Raw genomic sequence first — 20808 nt, 5'->3', positions numbered from 1 at the left:
CTAGGATTGCATCAAAGACAATTTTACAGGAATAGTAATCCAGCATTACTGGTTAACGGTATAAAAGTTTCGCCTCAAGGCGCAAAGCGAGAAACAAGCTACGTGAAACAAATCTAAAATCCAAAATCTAAAATTAAATGACAAGCCTCTGACTTTAGTTATGGGGTCAATCTAAAATCTAAAATCTAAAATCCAAAATTGTTTGACTTATGCCGATCCAGAAAATTGTCCAAGAATTGCAAGACATCCCTGAAGACAAACTAGCAGAACTTTATGACCTAATTCACTACTTTCGATGTTGAAAATAATGATTTGTCAAACTAATTCGTACTGATGCCTTAATTTTTAGTTGTTGTAGTTCAGTCTAATTCCCGGCGTCCTTCCAAGGCTCTTGCTAAAGTAACTTCGTCGGCGTACTCTAAATCACCACCAACAGGTAAACCAAAGGCAATTCGTGTCACCTTGGTAAATGGCTTTAATAGTTGACCGAGATACAGTGTAGTTGTCTCCCCTTCCACACTGGGACTAATTGCCAAAATCACTTCTTGGGGTTGTTGTTTACTTACTCGACGTACCAAAGCTTGAATTGTTAACTGTTCTGGGCCAATTCCGTCGATGGGGGAAATTACCCCGCCCAAAACATGATACTTGCCCTTATATTCGCGAGTTTTTTCTAGGGCAATCACATCACGAGAATCAGCTACTACACAAATAGTATTGTTGTCACGGTTGACATTACGACAGATTTCACAAACTGGCTCAGCAGATAAGTGAAAGCAGACGGAACACAAACCGATCTGTTTTTTTGCTTCTACTAAAGCTTGCGCCAAAGCTTCTACTTCTGCTTCTGGTCGCTTCAAAATATGCAAAGCAAGTCGCTGGGCAGATTTGGGCCCAACTCCTGGTAAGCGTTGCAATTGCTCGATTAATCGTGCTAAGGGACGTGCGTAAACCGTGGTTTTGTCTCCAGAATGTTTTCACCTTAGGGACTTCCAAGTAAAAAAATATTCCACAGAAGATTGTTGACCCTTCTCCTATGGTCGCCGCTACGCGTAGCTTGCTTCCACGTAGTGGTACGACTTCGCTCAGGGTCAAGGCTGAGCGGAGTCGAAGCCTTGACTGTTGACGGTTGACGGTTGACAGTCAACGAGAGGAACCGGAATAATTTATTTTTTGGATTTCCCTTAACTATGATGACATTCCTAGAAAATTTTGGAGTGGTTTTGAGCTAATGACTCGCAGCTATTACGGATGACTTATTTGCACTGTAAGTGCCCACATCTAAATGCAACTAGTGTGTTAACGAAATTACAAATGGATGCGCTACCGAAGAGTACACTGCTTATCCGAACCGTATTGAGAGTACATCTCCAAAGCATATTTATCCCATAAGTTTAAACCGTTCTTGTAAAATACAAGCACTCACCATTCCTGTCAGAGTAAAAGTTACTTGAGTACGTTTACTGTCATCCATTTCGGGCAGTCGATCTAGGAGTGTAATAACTGCTTTTTGGTCGTAGAACGGTAGTGATTTCATCACCTCGCCTCGCAGAGTATCCTGTAGTAGTTCTTGCAATGGCTGATTGCTTTGCAGAGCATAAGGCGGAGAAGAATACGAGTGCTTTTTACGATGATACATCGTGTCTGTCAAGAAAGGGCGTGCCGCTTCTCGCAGCACATATTTTTCGGTTGCACCACGGATTTTGAGTGAAACAGGAAAATCGCGCACTAATTCAACTACATGATGGTCAAGAAATGGCAGACGCCCCTCAATAGAATGTGCCATTTCTACACCATCGCCCAGCATTCTCAAAACGTAGTTTGGCAAAACCGTTTTAGACCACAAATAAAGGGATTGATTGACGGGTTCCCGCCCAGTTAGTTGACCCTGTACATCTAAGCGATTTAAAAAAATTTTAAAGGCATCGCGTTCTGCCACAAAAGCCGCAAATGCAGGGGTATAAAAAGGGTCAAGTTTCTTTATACCAGCTTTCATCAGTCCAACTGAAACATTTTTGAGCCAAGTTGGTACAAAACCTAAAGTCCGCTGCACTCCCTTTAAAGGCATTTCTGATGCATTAGTTTCTAATAAAAGCGCAGAAGTTGGATTGTGCAATTGCAATTGAGCTAATAGCTGCTGTACAGTTTGCTCATCTTGTCCTTCTCGATTGTAGAGCAACATATCCTCACGCATAGCGACATATCCTCCGAAGATTTCGTCAGAACCTTCACCCGTAAGTACAACTTTGTAACCCATATCTCGCGTCGCTTTGCTCAATAGATATTTGCCAGCAGTGGAGATAGTGTTGGAAAGCCTCTCACCGTAATAAACGGCATCGGCAAAGTTGCTGACGAGATCGGATTGGCTGACTGGAAGAATATGAAGATTTGCCCCGACGTGTTCAACTGTCTCACGAGCGAAAGCTTGTTCGTCATAAGGGGGTTGATCGAAGGCGATAGTAAATGCCTGTATCGAGCCAGAGGTATGTCTAGCTGCCATTCCCAACACAGTAGACGAATCGATACCACCGCTGAGATAGCAGCCAACTGGTACATCAGCCCACAAGCGGAGTCGAATCGCTTCGTCCAATGTGTAGCGAAGTTTTTCAATGTATTCGCCTTCACTATATTGAGTAACAGGCTCGTTGATGCGGGGATAATTAAAATCCCAGTAGCGGATCAGTTGCCAGCCAGAGTGCGAAGCCAGCAGAAAATGACCAGGGGGAACCTCATAAATGTCTTGAAATAAAGTACGATCTGCTTCTAGTACAGCGCTGTTGTATTGGAAAAAAGACTCTGGGTTCCAACGAGCAGGCACACCTGCTGCAAATAAAGCCTTGACTTCGGATGCTAAATAAAGAGTACCACCATTTACTGTATAATAGAGTGGCTTAATGCCAAAGCGATCGCGAGCCGCAAATAGCACTTGATTGCGTTCATCCCACAGCACAAACGCAAATTCGCCTCGCAAACGCTGTAAGCATTGTGTACCAAACTCGTCGTAGAGATGAAGGGCAATTTCACTGTCAGAGCGGGTACGAAGTCGATATCCCCATCGTTTCAAGTCAGCTTGTATCTGTTCAAAGTCGTAAAATTCCCCATTAACAACAATGTGCAGGTTCTCTTCTTCGTTAGCAATGGGCTGTTCCCCGGTTGTTAGGTCAATAATGCTGAGTCGGGCATGACCTAATCCAACTCGTTGATTGGGAGAAATCCAATAATTTTGTCCGTCTGGCCCCCGATGGTGTAAGCTTTGGGTTGCCCGTTTCAATGCCTCTTGGGAAATTGGTTCCTGTTTTGATAAAAATGCAACAATTCCACACATCAGTCTCAATTTAGCTTAATTTATTGAACAGAATTCAGAACTCAGGAGTCAGAATTCAGTATGAATTCAGTATGACTGGGTAATGAATATTGGTATAAAAACCGTACTTTTTTACGAGACGCTACCGCGAACATCCCGCTGCGCTAATATCATGTCAGTTTGATTACTTATTAAATCCGAAAAACCCCAAAGAGCCAAAGCTACGCTTTGTCTGCCCTCAGAGCCTGCGGGGAGGGAATTAAGGGGAGCCAGTGCGGTCTTGGGGTCTCCCCAAGTGGAGCATCTGGCGTGTGGGGTGCAATGGCTGTGGAAATCATCGCTAATTATGCGGACATGATATAACGCCCGCAAGTAGCGCGAAACTAGTATGAAATTTTTTTCACTCATTTAAAACTCTATCCCTTCATGGCTAGAGTATTCTGAATTCTGAATTCTAACTCCTGAATTCTGACTCCTGAATTCTGACTCCTGAATTCTGACTCCTGAATTCTAACTCCTGAATTCTGACTCCTGAATTCTAACTCCTGAATTCTGACTCCTGAATTCTGACTCCTGAATTCTGACTCCTGAATTCTGACTCCTGAATTCTGACTCCTGAATTCTGACTCCTGAATTCTGACTCCTGAATTCTGACTCCTTTTTATGGGGTTCCGAACGACTAGCACCGATATACTGAATTTAATTTTCTCAGTTTAATTACATCGGATGTACTGGCGATCTTTTTCGTTGATAACTGATGCGCGTGGGTGATGGACGAGGCGCACCGCCGAGTACGCTGATTGTCTTTGGGTTTGGTGTGAGTAGAGTTAAATCATAGTTGCGTAGCAACTTTGCGAGGATGATGGCCATCTCATTTTTGGCAAAGTTCATCCCTGGACATTTACGCCCACCTCCGCCGAACCCCATAATAGCATACTGGTCTTTAGCTTCGCTCCGTTCTTTGCTAAAGCGATCGGGGTCAAAAAGAGGTGGATTACTAAATTTGCTTTCTAGATAATGGGAACTTCCGGCGGCTATAACCACACGCCAACCTGCGGGAATTTGATAATCCCCGACTTCAACGTCCTGTTCAGTAACCCGCAGCAGCATATCTGCGGAAGGTTTCAGCCTTACAGTCTCATCAATTACTTGGAAGGTTAGTGGCAAGCTTCTAAAGCTCATAGCATCAATGTTGTCATTTAGAACCTCAACTTCAGTTTGTAAGCGTGCCAAAATGTTTGGGTGTTGGAGGGTGAGGAGAACACACCAGGCGGCTTGCCGTGCGGTGGTATCATTTCCGGCAAATATCAGACCCAGCCATAGGTCTGCCGCCTTTTGATCGTCGAGGTAAGTGCCATCGTCCAAAGGAGTATTGAGTAACAAAGATATTACATCGTCGTAGGCATCAGGAGCTTGACGACGTTGTTGGCAAAGGCGACCTAGAATACTTCGGATCTTTGCCCTACCGCGATCGCGACGTTTATATCTAGGCAGTGGCCAGTTAGGTGGTAAGATGATGCTCACGGACTTGGCAATATCTGAATATGCTTCCCAAAATTCCGAACCTAATTCATCTCGGAAATTTGCTCCAGCAAAGGCGTGCCCAGCAATAGACCGCGTTACTAGGCGCATCTCCTCCATAATATCCATCTCGCCCGACTCCCCTAAACCATCGAGCCAGACATCAACTTCGTAGTTCATGGCATTTAAGTAGCCCAAGCTACGTTCTCTGCCGAAGATGATCGGTAGAAAAATGCGATGCTTTTTGTACTGCTCCTTTGAGGCGGTAAGGAATATTTCACCTATGGCATATTTCAGGATTTCATAGCCCTTGGCGATATTTAAGCTTTTGTCAGTTTCGTTGTAAAACCATTGATGGTATTCGCTACCAGTGACCACCACTATCGGTTGGGGTATTTTAACAGTAAATACATTACCTAACTCCTGATAGCCCTTGTAAAACAGAGCACCTTTGTCCTGCATAAATTCTGGAAGATGCCCAATAATCGGCCACCCCCCTTTGAGTACAGGTGGAAGTTGCATCGGATCTCCTGATTTCAAAGAGGAAGGATTTTCAAGGCTATCTGACAGATTATGTTTCATTTAGTTCACTCCCCAAGATTGACCTATGTGAAAGTAACTGCGTGCTATATTTAGACCCAGAAGAATAAATCTGACTCTATCATTGTTCAGCGCGGTGATTTGATGAAATGATGGGTGGATGGCTTCGAGACACTGCGTGATTCTACACGATCTCCTTGAGTCAAACAATAGCCTTAACACTCCCCCGACTGTTTAAATTTCGCTGCGCTCATTTAAACAAAAAGTCGGGGGATTCTTAAGAGTCCACAAACGAACTCTTAATGGCGTTGTCAAAGCGCCTCTACTAACTCCACTGAGATTAATTCCCAATGTTGCCGCTACTTTTGCAATGCAGTTTGCAGCACCGTTGCAATCAGCATTTATATACCAATTATTTGCAGTACGAAATAATCCGCGTTTTATTCGCTTGCCTGATGACTTCCACCATGAGGGTTTTTCGCCATGTTTTGGGAGACTGTCACCATCTACAAACGATGCAGCAGAAGTATTCGCTTCTTCAGTTTCTACAAAATCAATTCCATATTGTTGACCGAGTTGAGAAATACGTTCTTTAAGTTTGGCTGTGGGAATTTGGACAAATTTCTGATTAACCTTACGTCCCATATTTGCACTATGTTTTTGTCTTTCGTTCCATCCAAAAACAATTCGACCAATGCTATTTGATAGACAGTAGTTAATTACAATTCTTGCTGCTTTATTAACAGCATCTTTCATCCGGCGATTACGCTTTTCTGTAATTGCAGCTAGTTGTTTAGACCAAAAACCTTGCCCTTTGTTCTCTTTAAGTTTGGATACTAGCTTGTTATACCATTGATTAAGAGATTTAAGATGTCTTCCGTCAATGATAAAACTTGTACCTACATTACTAACGCAAGTTAGCCAGTTATCGATTCCACGATCAATCCCTAGTACCCTGCTTGTATCTAATTGAGATTTGACATCTTCAACAGGGTAAACAAATTCAGCGTAAAAACATCTATTTCTGGGCAATATCCTGAGTTCCTTGATATCCTCCCACTTTAAGTTAGATGGCATTGGCAAGTAGATTGCATCAATGCCAAACCAAGCTTTAACCTGGTTGCCTAATGGAATCCTAATACCTTCTTCCGTCAACTTTAGCCAACGTTTAGGATAAGTGACTGTAAATAATCCAGTTTTGCGATATCTAGGTAGTGATGGCTTATCTTGAATCTCTCCGCGTTTCCAAAGTTTTGTTAGTTCTTGGAATGACTTAAAAGCTTCCGCAACATTATTACAAGTCTGTTGTGCTGAGGATACATACATCGCCCCAAAATTTTTTTTGTCTTTAGTGTGAGCAGTCTTCTTTTTAAGCCACTATCACCGCTCGGCGGGTGATGATATTTCGTCTAAAGCAAAATAGCCGTTGTAATCTTCCATATAAACGGCTGCTCGATGTCTAAAGAGAATCACAGCCGGAGTGCAGGTCGTCAATTCCATGTCATATCCAGGAATGCGTACTTTTGTACCAACTGGGTACAAGCGATTCCAGCGATCGACTTTTTTTCGCGCCTGGGCTGCTAGTTTCTCTTTATCTACAGTAAACTGGGTATTAAATTGGCTGGAACGTTCATCGGTGCGATCGCCTTTTATAGAGAACTGACTTGCTAAGGAAGAATCGACTTGATTATTATCTTGAATATGAGGATTTTTTGCAGTATTGTCTGGCTGCCCTTGATATTCTCGTCTGATACTTGGCATTAACTTGGTTAAAATTCTACCGACACCTAGTTCCTCAAACTCCATTTCATTTTGGGACAGCAGATAACCGATGCTTTCAGACCAGCGCACAGGAGATGTAATGTGATCTGCTAACTGGGATGCAATCTCTTCTTGTCGATAGGGTCGTGCATTGACGTTGCAGACCACAGGAATCGTCAGTTTTGAAAAAGAAAAGTTTTCCAGATACCGCGCAAACTCTTCTCTTGCAGAAACCATATAGGGAGAGTGAAACGCCCCACTTGTGTTGAGAGGAATGAAAATCGCTCCCTCATCTACTAGGACTTGCTTGGATTTCTCGATATCTGCTTTCAGACCCGATACAATGGTTTGGTGTGGGGAATTGTAGTTTGCAATGTAAACTGCTGACAGTCCATGAAAGTCTAACATTGTCCGAATGTCGGCTGCCGCAGGGCCAATTACAGCTCCCATCGCACCATTGAGTGTACGGCTCATGAGTTCCCCGCGCTTTGCAACTAGGCGAATACCATCTTCAAAGGAAAAGGCTCCTGAACTGTGGAGTGCGTTGTATTCACCCAGACTGTGACCAGCTAAAAAATTAGGTAACTTTCCAGATTCGGCTAGACGCAGTTTGTAGGACAGCGCATTAACGACAAAAAGCGCCGGTTGAGTGAATTGTGTTCGATCGAGATGGTTGTTTGGATCTTCTGTACACAATGTAACTATTGAATACCCAAGAATGTCACTGGCAATTTCCGTTTCCTCTGGAAATATTGCGAACAGTTGTTTTCCCATTCCTTTTGTTTGTGAACCCTGCCCAGGGAAAAGATAAGTAATCATTGTCAATTAAATTGGTAGAATTATACATTGGACTTATTGCAAAAAGATATTTTTGCAAGAGAGGGGAAAGGGGAAAGGGGAAAGGGTAAAGGGGAAAGGGGAAAGGGTAAAGGGTAAAGGGTAAAGGGAAAGGATTTTGAGTTTTTTTCGCCTTTTCCCGGACAAATGCCAAGAGGTCTATTGACAGAATACTAAAATAGTGTATTCCTAATAAATAAAAGTCGTTTTTGCAGATATCGGATAATACTATGGCTCCCAAGGAAATTTTCCTTCGTTAACGTATCTCCGAATTTTGTCGAGATTCTCTTGAGAGGAGAACAACTGCTCGTTTGTGGAAACTGCCAACGATCGCGATCGCATCAGGATATCGTTTAGCTGGTGCATATATTTTTTATACTCAGATACGGCTGAATTCGACAGTCGGCTGAGACGAATCAGATGTTTACGTAACAGAGATTCGCTGTCTTGAGAATAAGCATCCACCAAACCACTGGCGGATGCATCCTGGACTGAAATCGGCATGGTAGTCAACGTCATGTAATGAGATTTTTGCACGCCCACTTTGCGAATTAGAAATGGTAATACACAGGCGGGAAACACACCGAACATGAGTTCTGAAAGCGCGAAAGTTGCTGATTCATCCGCTAGTACGATGTCGCAGGCGGCAACAAATCCCACTCCACCAGCACGCACCCTACCTCGCACATGGGCAATTGTGACAAATGAAGCGATCGCCAGCTGCATCCATAAATGGTACAAGCGTTCAGCATCGACCCTCCCCGCAGTATCATTTTGTTCAGCGATCTGGCGAAAGTCTGCACCAGTACAGAAAACATCCGGCAGTCCCTCAATGACAACGACACAAACTGCTTGTGAATTCTCTCTAGTTCTATTTTCACAAATGGCAAGGACATCTGTAAGTTCGGTGACGAGCTGGTTGGTAATCGCATTCTCGGAATCTGACTGACACAGCTGAATGCGACAAATTGGCCCCTGAAACCGGACGTTGATAGTTTGATACGTTAGCTCACCCATTCATACTCACGATGGAATTCTCGAATTTCGCGTAAGGTCAACAATGGTTTATCTTTCCAGGCCGATCGCATACCCGCAAGCATCGTGGGGTCTAAAGTTACATTTCTCGTTCCGAACCTGACACTGCGATTGCCCTGGAAAAGGTCTTCGTATTCCTCAATGGAAATCCGATAGCGTCGGTCTAGCATCGCCCCAATATTAAACTGACGCTGCCACTGTTGTCCATTTGCTGTCACCACGCCACTGTAGAACTCGGAGCAACAGCCCGAACCGTAGGAAAAGCAACCCACTCGCTTTGGTGTCGTAAAATCACCATTGTCTATGGTGCTGGACAAAGATAACATCACCGTTCCGCCCATAATATTGCCCACCCGTTGGCAATAGCGGAGTCCTAGTGCAACTCGCCCCTTAAAGTCAAGTTCAATATCCTTTGACTTTACCTGAGTGAACTTACGCATCATCATCCGGTGTGCCCCTTTGACCATGCCACCAAAAGGCGTGTGGAATGTTAAGTAACCAAAGGTGTTTTGATAGTCTACGCCTGAAACTCGCTTTTGATACTCAATAAACGCCTTCTCGCAACAGTCGAGATAGGACATCATAGACAAATCGACATCTCCCGATTCACTGTCTGGCACGGGACGGCAGGTATCCATGACTTCATAGCCGTAATAGCCGTTTGCGCCTACATCGACTTGAAACACCTTTGGGTCGTCACTAACCAGGATGGCTACGGCCCCTGCACCCGAACTTGGCTCAAAATAAGACCAGTCATCGGTGAGTGCTTCACCTCCGGCGGTGACAACGAATCGGGAAATATCGGTGGCTACAACCAACGCCTTAGCACCCGGTGATGTTTGCGAGAGGATGAAATTAAGGGCCATTTGTAGTCCGGCAGTTGCCGCATAGCAGGCTTGTTTCAACTCAAATAAGCGACAGCATCGATTCAAACCCAGGTATTGATGAATGTAGACGCTAATGGATTTACCGAAATCAATCCCTGATTCTGAGCAGGTAATGAGCAATTCTATTTGTCCTTTTTCCTCTTCTGAGAGAGAGTCGATTAAAGGTTTGGCAGCGTTGACCCCAAAAGTGATGGGATCTTCAAACGGGAGGGCAACTGCTTTTTCCTTCATTAATAAATTTTCAAACCGCCGCATATCTAGCTGTCGATGACGAGCCAGATCCATCACATCAAGGACGACACTACCGCCAAAAGCATTCATGCTTTCGATTCCAACTGATATCATGATTGTTCCTCGCTTAATATCGTCCGAGACATAATGCCGTATTGAGTCCGCCAAATCCCATACTCAGGGCGATCGCATATTCGATGTGATGTTGAACAGATTTTTCCCGAACCCAGTTAAAAGTTGAGTCGATTGGACTTTCTAAGTTTAGCGATGGATGAAGCATTCCAGCACGCATTTGTAGAACTGTTGTCACCACCTCAACAGCTCCTGCGGCGCTCAGTCCGTGACCGATGAGTGACTTGGTTGTATTGATATATGCATGGGATAGACCCGCCTCGCGAATGGCTGAAATTTCAGTATCATCACCAACGATGGAACCGCTACCGTGGGGATTGATATAGTCGATCGCTGGCGGTGACAATCCAGAACGAGCCAACGATTCCCAAATGACAGACACCTCACCTGACTGGGATGGATTGGGGTTGCGGTTTCCGTCCATTCTGGTCGCCCACCCCAAAACTTTGGCATAGGGCGAAACGCCAGAACGAGTTGCTGTATCCTCTTTTTCAATTACTACCACACCACAAGATTCGCCAAAAATAAATCCGTCACGATGAAGATCGAAAGGGCGACTGGCTAATGATGGCTCATTAGCATAACGGTTTGACCCCATAGCCCCCATAGCTCGCAATCCTCGACACTCCCAATGGGACAGATCCATTAAAGCTCCCATAGCGATGCAGACATCAACTCTACCACTTGCAACAGCTTCGCTCGCCTCAATGACTGCCAGCTGACCGCTAGCGGACGCGCCCCCTACGGTATGGGCGAATCCTTTCACAGGAAAATATTGGGTACACAGTCCACAAATATCACTGTCAAGAAATGTCGTGCCATAACTCGGTCTGAGAAAATGAGTCCGATCTGCATATTTTTCCTGAATCAGCACCAATTCACGCTGCTGGAAATTCGAGCCACCAACAATTAGACCGATGCGGCAAGGATCGACATCATCGAGTCGGGCATCCCGCCACGCTTCATCCAGGGTAGCAACTCCCACTTGAGCCGACCATGAGGCTGTCCGTAAATCTCTTTCGGCAATTCTATCAGGAATGATGAGGTTGTCAATTTCGCAACCCAATAAACGCAGATTGCCATCAACTATCTTTCGCCCTGGTCGATTGAGTTCAGCAAAAGCAGACTTCCCTGCAAGTATCGCCTCTAAAAAATTAACTTTTCCTTGCGCGATCGCAGTGGTGACTCCAACTCCTGTAATCAGTATTTTAGCTAAACTGATGTTTCTCATACAGCAGATCGGTAAACTCGCCTATATTCTTAATTTTTGCCAGCTCAATTAGAGGGATTTGTAGCGACAGCGATTCTAGCGTCATCATGACAATATCGGCTCGATCCATCGAGTTGGCTCCTAAGTCAGCAAGTCGATCCGTCTCAACAATCAAATGACCTTCCAGTTCTGGAATAACTTCACGAGTGTGTTGGACAATGATGTTAAAGATACTATCCCTTGTAATCTCGGTTGTCATCTCGATTCTCAATGATTCTAGGCCAATTGCATTTTATTGAACCAGTATTTAGGCTCTTTTTTTTGCCTTTACCAGCATATACCCAAGATTTTCACACATATCCTCAAACATTGCGACCCAGCGGCCGATGGCTTGACTTTCAACGTATTCCAAAATTTCAGTTTCATACTGTTTAAAGGCGACTTTAACCTTTGGAACCAAAGGAGGAATGACAAATTCGGTTACGTCATCAATTTCGATCGGGTCAAAGCCAGCTTCATCCAACAGTCCTGGATAATCTTCCTTGGGAATAAACACCGAATGAATTTTTTCTTTGGCAAAGGTTTTAAATTCTTCGGTAATGTTTGGCCGTGTTGGCAAGTCAGCGATCAGTAATGTGGCTCCTGGCTTCAAGATTCGATAAGCTTCTCGTAGGGCTTCGCGGTGTCCCATATGAAAAATAGTTTCAAAAAACCAGCCTCCGTCATAGGTGGCGTCCTCACAGGGCATTTCCAAGGCATTGCCGTGGATGAAGCGGACTTTATCGGACATACCAGCTTCCTCGGCTAGCTGCTTCGCTCTGTCGTATTGGTACTTGCTGATTGTAATTCCATCAACGAAACATTCTTTCGCTTTGGCAATCCGCATAGCTGGGACACCAACACCACATCCCAAATCGCAGAAGCGTTGTCCCTGAGATATCTCCGATTTATCGATCATAATCTGAGTCAGGCGATCGGCTGCTTCACCAAGACTGGCATCAGAATTCTTTTCGTCCCAGTAGCCCCAATGAAATTGCCCGTCAAAGATGAGATGCCCTCCTTGACCTCCGGGCGCATCATACATTTGTGCTACCTTTTCTGGTATCGGACTGCTTATAGTTGCCCCGTTTTTCTCAATATCAGACTTACTCACTGAATCCCCCATAACCTATAAACAAGATTTAGATTTTATGAACCTAATTTTGTTAAAAGCATTATAGGTTATAAGCAGGTAAGTAAAAGCATTTAAAACGTTGCGAATGTTTACACTTATGATTATTCCCGTTATTAATTAATATCAAGTTTATGGAGCAAATAACTTCAACAGAATTTAAGTCAGATTTTCTCACTGAAGCACGAGTTAGTCTAGGATTGGCTGTACCCTTAGCAGTTGCTCAATTAGCTGAATTTACCATACCTGTAATCAATTCAGTAATGATGGGTTTACTTGGCACTCAAAATTTAGCGGCGGGTGCTTTGGGTGTAGTTATTTTTCTGACTCTAGCATCTATTTGCATTGGTATTCTCAGAGCAGCAGGGGCACTTGCCGCCGAGGCTTTTGGAGCAAACAATCTAGATAGAGTTAGCCGTATTAATTGTCAAGGACTGTGGCTGGCAGTTGCCTTATCTTTACCCGCAATGCTTCTGTTATGGAACTGTGATTCTATACTGCCCTTACTAGGTCAAGAAGAAAACAATATTTTATTGACAAAAAGCTATTTACATGTATTGGTTTGGGGATTACCTGCGATGCTGGGTTTTCTATATTTAAAACAAATTGCCGCTGCAATCAATTTTCCCCAATTTGGCATGGTGATTATAGTTGTCTCTTTATTACTGAATATACCCGTCAATTATGTACTGATGTTCGGCTATTTAGGTTTCCCTGCTCTTGGTTTAGCTGGAATAAGCTGGGGAACTATGCTCGTTTATTGGGTGAGTTTTTTAGCCTCAGTTCTGCTGATTTATTTTCATCCTAACAGTAGAGACTACAAGCTTTTTCGCTATTTAAATGAGTTCGATGGAGAGATATTTGGTAAAATTTTTCAGATTGGATGGCCGACGGGAATTCAATTAGCAATTGAAATGGGGCTGTTCACCATCACAGCAATGCTCATGGGAAAGTTAGGAACCTCCAGTTTAGCAGCCCATGAAATTGCTCTCCAGGCATCCAGTATCTTTTCAGCAATTTCAATGGCAATTTCTTACGCGGTTACGGCCAGAGTAGGGCAAATGATGGGAGAGAAAAACCCCAAGGGAGTAATGAGGGCAACCTTTGTTAATCTTAGTTTAAGCGCCTTGTTTGCCTTCGTTGTAGCAACAGGTTTTGAACTGTTTTCCCAATCCATTGCCACCCTTTATTTGGACATTAATAATCCCGATAATGCTGTAGCAATTACTCAGGCAATAAATTTCCTAAAATTAGTTGCAGTCTACCAAGTTTTTTCCAGTATTAAAGGAGTTACGGTTGGGGCTTTGTTAGGATTACAAGATACCCGCGTACCTATGATAATTAACACATCGTCTTTCTGGGGTGTTGGGCTGGGTGGAGGTTATCTAATGGGAATAATTTTAGGATGGGGAGGAACTGGTTTATGGTACGGTTTAATTTTGGCTCCAGCAATTTCCAGCTTAATTTTAGTAGGGCGGTTTTATCTGAGAGCGAAAAAATTTGAGGGAGATTTAACTGGAGTCTCTAGTCAAACCCCAGTCTCAACTTTGTCTACTTAGTTTTCTTTGAGGCAAAGTATCCTAGAGATAACAGCCAAGGTAGTATGCAACTTGGGCGACTTGGTTTGGCTCTTGCATCAGAGTAAAATGATCTCCATTAATGATGTGTACACTCAGTTCACCTTTAATTAGAGTGTCCCATGTAACTCTGTCTTTGCCATTACTGCTTGTATGGGAGGCTTTTGCCACTGACTCACTTGCTAAAAGTGATAAAACTGCCCCGTTATATGGCTGCGGGTGATACTGGGTTAAGGCCAGCATATTTACTTGAAAAACACGCCATAAGCACTGTAATTGCTCCAAAGACAACTCAGATGGGAAAAGTTGATGATGTTGGGTAAGTTTGAATACTTGCTCTAAAGAAACTAGTTTTCCTTCTAGTGACTCTAGAACTGAGTGTAGGCTTTGTCTCGACTGCCCAGCTAAATGTTTTATGAACTCTACAAGGAGTCGATCCTGACTCGGTATGTCTTCAGCAGTGGGGATATGGCTATCAATCAGAACTAATAATGCAACTGTCTTTTCTCGATGAATAAGCTGTTGTGCTATCTCGTAGGAAATTATACCTCCCATAGACCAGCCTATCAGGTGATAAGGGCCCTGAGGTTGCACCGTCAAGATTTCCTCAAGGTAGTGACTGGCCATTGCCTCAATGGTGGGCAAAGTCACCTGCTGTTCTATCAAGCCTAATGATTGCAGTCCATAGATAGGATGTTCCTGCCCTAACTGTTGGCAGAGTGCTGCATAGCACAATACGTTCCCACCTACCGGATGGACACAGAATAGAGGAAGTTGTTCTCCTTTAAGCTGAATAGGTATTAATACTGAATTAATCGCATTAGACATCTCCGAAAAGGAATGTGAAACCTTTGTCTTGTGTTGGTGAAAACCTAATTTCTGGAGATGTGTATTAATTGTAGGATGATTACTGGCTTTGAGCAGTTGGGATAGTTGGGCAATGGTGGGGTTTTGGAACAGGGTAGCGGAGGGCAACTCTACCTGAAATATGTTCTTTATTTGAGCCATGACCCTCACTGCTAGAAGAGAATCTCCTCCTAACATAAAGAAATCATCGTGGATTCCCACCTGCTCAAACCCAAGAATATCCTCCCAAATACCAGCAACAATCTGCTCAAGGTTGTTTCTCGGAACAACATAAGCCTGAGTTATTGGTGGTCGTTGGTGTACCTGTTTGGGTAGATTTTCCTTCGATGATTCTTCTAAAAAACTAAGTAGTGTAGAGACTTGGTTTTGCTCAATCCGAGAATGTAAATCTCGTGTTGATACAATAACTTGGGGCAGTGTATTACACAAAATACGACGAAAAACATCTACGCCCTCTGCGGGTAATAACCCTAACTTATGGTCTTTGTGCAGTATATTTGTAGTTGCGATCGCTTGTTCGTACAGAGCAAAATCAGCAGGTTGACTAATATTTGGGTCAAGACGATGTGAGCGGACTTTGTTTAGCGCCTCTTTATCCTGTAACGATACAACAAGCTTGCCGATGTGCTTTCCTTGTGCCATATACTCAAAAGCGATCGCCACTCCGGAAATTGGGAATACTTGATGAGGAAGGGGACTAAAATTCCCATTTTTGAAGTGTTGCACCATTTCCAGGAATATGGAACTAAAGTTAGGGATATTCGGCTGCAAATCTATGGTAAAGAAGGATAAGCTTTTCTCAGAAAGCCGCAAACTCACTTGGCTATTCTCATCGATATTTTGTTTGCCAAGTTCCAAAAAGCGTCCGTAAGGTGCTAAGATTGATAAGCTTTTGGGTATGAATTCCCCTCCTAAAGAATTCAAAACCACATCAATACCCTTGCCGTTAGTGTATTGCATCACTTCATCGGCAAAAGCCAAAGACCTTGAATCCATCACATATTTAATTCCCAGAGAAGAAAGAAACGCCCGTTTTTCTGGAGTGCCAGCTGTGACAAAGATTTCTGCGCCCATCATTTGGGCAATTTGGATGGCAGCCATACCCACACCACCGGCGGCGGCATGGATAAGAACACTTTCCCCTTTGCCAAGTCTACCCAATTGATTCAGCGCATAGTAAGCTGTCATAAAGGAAAGGGGAATTGTTGCTGCCTCTTCTAAACTCAGATGATTTGGTTTGGGGGCGACATAACAGGCGGAAGTTGTTGTAAATGCGCTAAAGCAGGAAGAAGAAAAAGCAATGACTTCATCTCCTATGTGATAACCCTCGACACCTTCTCCCAGCGCCACAATCTTTCCTGCACATTCCAAACCGAACTTTAAAGGAGTATTAGATTGAACTGGAAGCATCCCCAGCGCTAAAAGCACTTCTTTGTAGTTGAGTCCAGCAGCACATATCTCTATTTCTACCTCACCTGCACCTGGTTTCTGGCGTTTGGCCGTTTGAAATCTTAAGGTTTCTAAAATACCAGGAGAGGATATTTCCAAACAAAAATTCTGGCTTTGGGAAGCGGAAAAGTTTTTTTCCCTTTGAGAGATTCCATCGGGTGTTAAGGGAAAATCCAAGGTTCCGATTCGTTGTTTTGCTGCCGCTGCCGCCATCCCGACTTCTTGCCAGCCATCCCAGTTAATACTGACTGTGAATGTTTTATTTTCTGAGGTTTTATGATGAGTGAAGGCATCAAGAAAGGCATTGGCGGCACAATAGTCTACCTGTCCAAAGTCATTTAGAATTGAACTGAGTGATGAACAAAGAATAAAGAAATCTAGCTGAACATCCTTGAACAGAGCGTCAAGTACCAGGGTTCCCCTGATTTTAGGAACAAGAACTTTTTGTGCTATTTCTGGTGTTTTTAGCTGAATCACGCCTCCCCCAGGAACACCTGCTGAGTGGATTACACCATTAATTTCACCAAATTCCTCTAATGCTTGAGCTATGGCGTTTTGCATTTGTTCCAGGTTGGTAACATCTGCATTGACAATCAAAACCTTAGTACCAAGCTTCTCTATTGCTTGCAATTTTCGGATCTTGCAACTTGTATCATCTTCAGCCTCATGAGTAGCTAGCCATTGTTCCCAGTGAGTTTGAGCCGGAAAATCAGAACGCCCTGTGAGGATCAATTTAACCTTAACTGTTAGCGCCAAATACTCTGCCAGTGCCAGTCCTATACCTCCAAGCCCGCCTGTAATTAGATAGACTCCGCCTTCCTTTAACCTTTGTATTCCTTTATTTAAGTTTTCTAATCTAACTGACTCGAAAGTTTGTACCCAGCGATGTTGTTTACGGTAAGCAATAATTTGTTGGTCGGATTTAACCTTTAATTCTGCTTGCAGTTGTCTAATCAGTTGCTTCTCTTGCCAGGTTTCTGATTGCGGAATCACTACGTCAACACTACGACAACTTAAATAAGGGTATTCTTTAGGAATAGTTCTGACCGGGCCGATTAAAGTGGCTTGTTCGGGACGTAGTTTTTCTTCTGCGGTTACCTCCTGCATATTATTTGATATAACTATCAATTGGAAGCGATCGCTAACATTTTGTTTACCAAATGCCTGAGCAAGAAATAGCAAACTGTAAAATCCTAAATCTAAAGCTCGGTCAATTTGCTCCAATTCTGATACAGCATGACTTTTTTCGGCTAGACTCCATAAATGAACGATGGTTTTAGGGATATCTCCCAGTTCTGCCAACAAAGTTTCGTAGTCCTTCGGTTGCCGGGGATTGAGGGTATATGAGTCTTGATTTTCTTTTGTAAATGACTCTCCTATCTTGACAAAAATCACTTTTTGAGATTCGTTTTGCAGTTGTTTTGCCAGTTGAAAACCCAAGTTGCACTCATTGATAAACAGCAAAACGCTACCCTGTAATTCCTCTAGTTGACCAACAACAAGCGGCGACCTTTTCCAGGATGGGACATAAAACCAATCAGCAATATCTGGCTTTTTAATTGGTGTTCCTTGAGACTCAAGTATATTTTTTCTTGGCGGTTCAATCCAGTAACGTTGGCGTTCAAAGGGATAAGTAGGTAAGGGAAGGCGATAATGCTGCTGTTGCTTGTAGAATCCAAACCAATCCACCTTTGCCCCAGCAAGCCAGAGTTGCCCCAGTGTGGTGAATAAAAAAGCTATATCTGATTGTTCCTCTTGGGGATGACGGACTGAAGTTAACATTGTTTGTGCAGCTGCCTTGTCTGGATGCCTTTTAGCTAATGTAGTTAGCGTCCGTCCTGGCCCCACCTCTAACAGGATTTGCTCAGGTGTTGCCAACAACTTCTCTACACCTTGGGCAAATAACACTGTGGAACGCAGATGTTGAGCGTAATAGTTAGGATTTGTGGCTTGTGTAGCAGTAATCCAAGTACCAGTAACGTTGGATATATAAGGAATGTTTGGAGGATTTAAGGTAACTTGTTTGACCCGATGTGCAAATGCCTCCAAGATTGGTTCCATCATCTGGGAGTGGAAGGCATGGTTCGTATGCAGACGGCGGCATTCAATTCCTTGTGTAGCCAGTTGATTTTCTAGGACATCTATTGCTGTGGTGGAACCGGAAACTACGCACTGGAACGGTTGGTTAATTGCTGCTAAGGAGAGTTCTTGTCCTAACAGAGACTTTACTCTGTCTTCGGGGAGGGGAATGGCGAGCATTGCCCCATTGGGAAGTTGCTGCATCATCTGTCCCCGTGCTGCTACCAGAGATAAGGCAGCTTCTAAGGAAAAAACCCCGGCGATACAAGCGGCTACATATTCGCCAATACTGTGACCGATGGCAGCCACAGGATTTACCCCATAAGACTGCCATAATTTAGTTAAGGCGTATTCAATCACAAAAATAGCAGGTTGGGCGATCGCTGTTTGTTGAAGTTGCTTGGATGCGCGATCGCTATTTTCCTCATCAGGATAGATTAGATGACGCACATCGAGTCCTAATTGAGGCAAGAGAATTTCTGAGCATAAATCAACTTGTTCTCGAAATATTGCCTCGGTTTGGTAAATTTCCCGCGTCATATTCACATACTGGGAACCCTGTCCGGGAAACATGAAGACAACAGACCGATCTACAACTTCAGTGCAGTTGCTAAAAACTTGTTGTGGTTCCAAACTACTTAAAACTTTGACAGTTTCTCCTAAGTTCTGACAAACTACCATCCTGCGGTGCTTAAAAACCCAGCGACCAATGCCGAGAGTATAAGCGACATCAGCTAAATTAACTTCGGGGTGTTGTTTTAAATGCGCTACTAGATTAGATGTTGCGCGATCGAGTGCAGTCTGAGTTTTAGCTGAAAGTACCAACAGTTGATATTTTCTCCCCCTCTCCCCCTCTCCCCCTCTCCTCTTAATAACTGGGGCTTCCTCAAGAATTACGTGAGCATTAGTACCCCCCATACCAAAAGAACTAACCCCAGCCCTGCGAGGAATGTTATTGGTTTTCCATTCACTGAGGGTTGTATTGACGTAGAAAGGACTATTAGCAAAATCAATTTTGGGATTGGGTGTCGAGAAGTTCAAACTAGGAGGCAGCAATTTGTGTTGTAGCGCCATTACACTTTTAATCAAACCTGTGACACCTGCTGCTGCATTCAAATGTCCAATATTTGTTTTCACCGAACCAATGGCACAAAAGCCTTTTTTATCGGTACTTTGAGCAAAAGCTTGGGTTAAAGCGGCGATTTCAATCGGATCTCCTAAAGGCGTGCCAGTTCCGTGGGCTTCGATATAGGAAATTGTCTCGGCATCTACTCCAGCCACAGCTTGAGCCTCAGCAATTACTGACGCTTGACCATTGATGCTGGGAGCAGTGTAACCCACTTTTAAAGCACCATCATTATTGATAGCCGAGCCTTTAATAATTGCCTGGATGCAATCTCCATCAGCTAGAGCTTCATTTAACCTTTTTAAAACAACAATTCCGACACCGCTACCGCCAATAGTTCCCTGTGCATTGGCATCAAAAGCACGGCAGTGTCCATCGGGGGATAGAATCATGCCCTCTTGATACAAATAACCAGTGTTTTCCAGAAAGCTGAGAGAAACTCCCCCAGCCAAAGCCATGTCACATTCCCCATTGAGCAAACTTTGGCAAGCAAAGTGAACAGCAGCTAAAGAAGTAGAACAGGCCGTTTGCACATTCACCGCCGGCCCTGTCAAATTGAGTTTATAAGCCACCCGCATCGGCAAAAAATCTTTGTCGCTGGAGATTAGTAATTGCAAAGGATCGATGGTCTCTAAAAGTTCGCGGTTTGGAGTTAGATTGTTGAGCAAATAACTATTCAGACCCAGACCCGCATAAACACCAATCAAACCCTTGTAAGTTTGGGAATTGTAACCAGCCTGTTCTAAAGCTGTCCATGCCGATTCTAAGAATAGGCGCTGTTGGGGATCGATGATCTCAGCTTCTCTAGCACTATAACCAAAGAAATTCGCATCAAATAACTCGAAGTCTGAGAGAACAGCATTAGCTTTTACATAGTTTGGGTTACTCAGCCAATGTGGATCGACGCCAGCCTTTAACAATTCATCGTCTGTAAACCAAGTAATAGATTCTACCCCAAGAGATAGATTCTGCCAAAATTCATCGATATCTTTGGCTCCTGGAAACCGACCTGTCATTGCAATAACGGCTATTTCATAATTGTTAGACTCTTCATTGTTGTTGACGTTATCCATTGCCATAT

At 43.7% G+C, this 20808-nt stretch carries 10 protein-coding genes and 2 pseudogenes; 1 reads left to right on the top strand and 11 read right to left on the bottom strand.

What is annotated here, in order from left to right:
* Nucleotides 1–359: 359 nt before the first annotated feature.
* The 10 genes and pseudogenes from recR to VF06_RS15560 all read right to left on the bottom strand — a co-directional run.
* Nucleotides 360–956, bottom strand: a pseudogene (gene recR, locus VF06_RS15610) (recombination mediator RecR); the annotation flags it as partial.
* Nucleotides 957–1381: 425 nt separating this feature from the next.
* Nucleotides 1382–3325 (bottom strand): asparagine synthase (glutamine-hydrolyzing), encoded by a 1944-nt coding sequence (gene asnB / locus VF06_RS15605; RefSeq protein ID WP_099066632.1) that lies wholly within the window; start codon nucleotides 3323–3325, stop codon nucleotides 1382–1384.
* Nucleotides 3326–4021: 696 nt separating this feature from the next.
* Nucleotides 4022–5407 carry a cytochrome P450 gene (locus VF06_RS15595; RefSeq protein ID WP_099066634.1) on the bottom strand — a complete coding sequence of 462 codons (1386 nt, stop codon included), beginning with the start codon at nucleotides 5405–5407 and terminating at the stop codon, nucleotides 4022–4024.
* Between the two features lie 192 nt (nucleotides 5408–5599).
* Nucleotides 5600–6715: pseudogene (locus VF06_RS15590) on the bottom strand (RNA-guided endonuclease InsQ/TnpB family protein); the annotation flags it as partial.
* Nucleotides 6716–6745: 30 nt separating this feature from the next.
* Nucleotides 6746–7945, bottom strand: a complete 1200-nt coding sequence (gene fabD / locus VF06_RS15585) for an ACP S-malonyltransferase (RefSeq protein ID WP_099066635.1) — start codon at nucleotides 7943–7945, stop codon at nucleotides 6746–6748.
* Between the two features lie 246 nt (nucleotides 7946–8191).
* The gene (locus VF06_RS15580; RefSeq protein WP_099066636.1) at nucleotides 8192–8980 is read right to left on the bottom strand and encodes an enoyl-CoA hydratase/isomerase; all 789 of its coding nucleotides are present in this window, start codon (nucleotides 8978–8980) and stop codon (nucleotides 8192–8194) included.
* A complete protein-coding gene (locus VF06_RS15575) occupies nucleotides 8968–10230 on the bottom strand; it encodes a hydroxymethylglutaryl-CoA synthase family protein (RefSeq protein WP_099066637.1) in 1263 nt (420 codons plus the stop codon). Before VF06_RS15575 ends, VF06_RS15580 begins: the two co-directional genes overlap by 13 nt.
* A 13-nt stretch (nucleotides 10231–10243) precedes the next feature.
* The gene (locus VF06_RS15570) at nucleotides 10244–11479 is read right to left on the bottom strand and encodes a beta-ketoacyl synthase N-terminal-like domain-containing protein (protein ID WP_099066638.1); all 1236 of its coding nucleotides are present in this window, start codon (nucleotides 11477–11479) and stop codon (nucleotides 10244–10246) included.
* Nucleotides 11457–11717, bottom strand: a complete 261-nt coding sequence (locus VF06_RS15565) for an acyl carrier protein (protein ID WP_099066639.1) — start codon at nucleotides 11715–11717, stop codon at nucleotides 11457–11459. Before VF06_RS15565 ends, VF06_RS15570 begins: the two co-directional genes overlap by 23 nt.
* Before the next feature lie 48 nt (nucleotides 11718–11765).
* Nucleotides 11766–12611 (bottom strand): SAM-dependent methyltransferase, encoded by an 846-nt coding sequence (locus tag VF06_RS15560; protein ID WP_218963790.1) that lies wholly within the window; start codon nucleotides 12609–12611, stop codon nucleotides 11766–11768.
* 152 nt (nucleotides 12612–12763) lie between these two features.
* Here VF06_RS15560 and VF06_RS15555 point away from each other — a divergent pair, with 152 nt between their 5' ends.
* Complete coding sequence (locus VF06_RS15555; RefSeq protein ID WP_099066641.1) at nucleotides 12764–14188, top strand: MATE family efflux transporter; 1425 nt, start codon at nucleotides 12764–12766, stop codon at nucleotides 14186–14188.
* 21 nt (nucleotides 14189–14209) lie between these two features.
* Here the strand turns inward: VF06_RS15555 and VF06_RS43380 are convergent, their stop codons facing one another.
* Nucleotides 14210–20806, bottom strand: a complete 6597-nt coding sequence (locus tag VF06_RS43380; protein WP_099066642.1) for a type I polyketide synthase — start codon at nucleotides 20804–20806, stop codon at nucleotides 14210–14212.
* Nucleotides 20807–20808: the final 2 nt, after the last annotated feature.

The organism is Nostoc linckia z4 (assembly GCF_002608075.1).
GTDB classification, from domain to species: Bacteria; Cyanobacteriota; Cyanobacteriia; order Cyanobacteriales; family Nostocaceae; genus Nostoc; species Nostoc linckia.
This window is presented reverse-complemented; position numbering and strand designations above follow the sequence as displayed.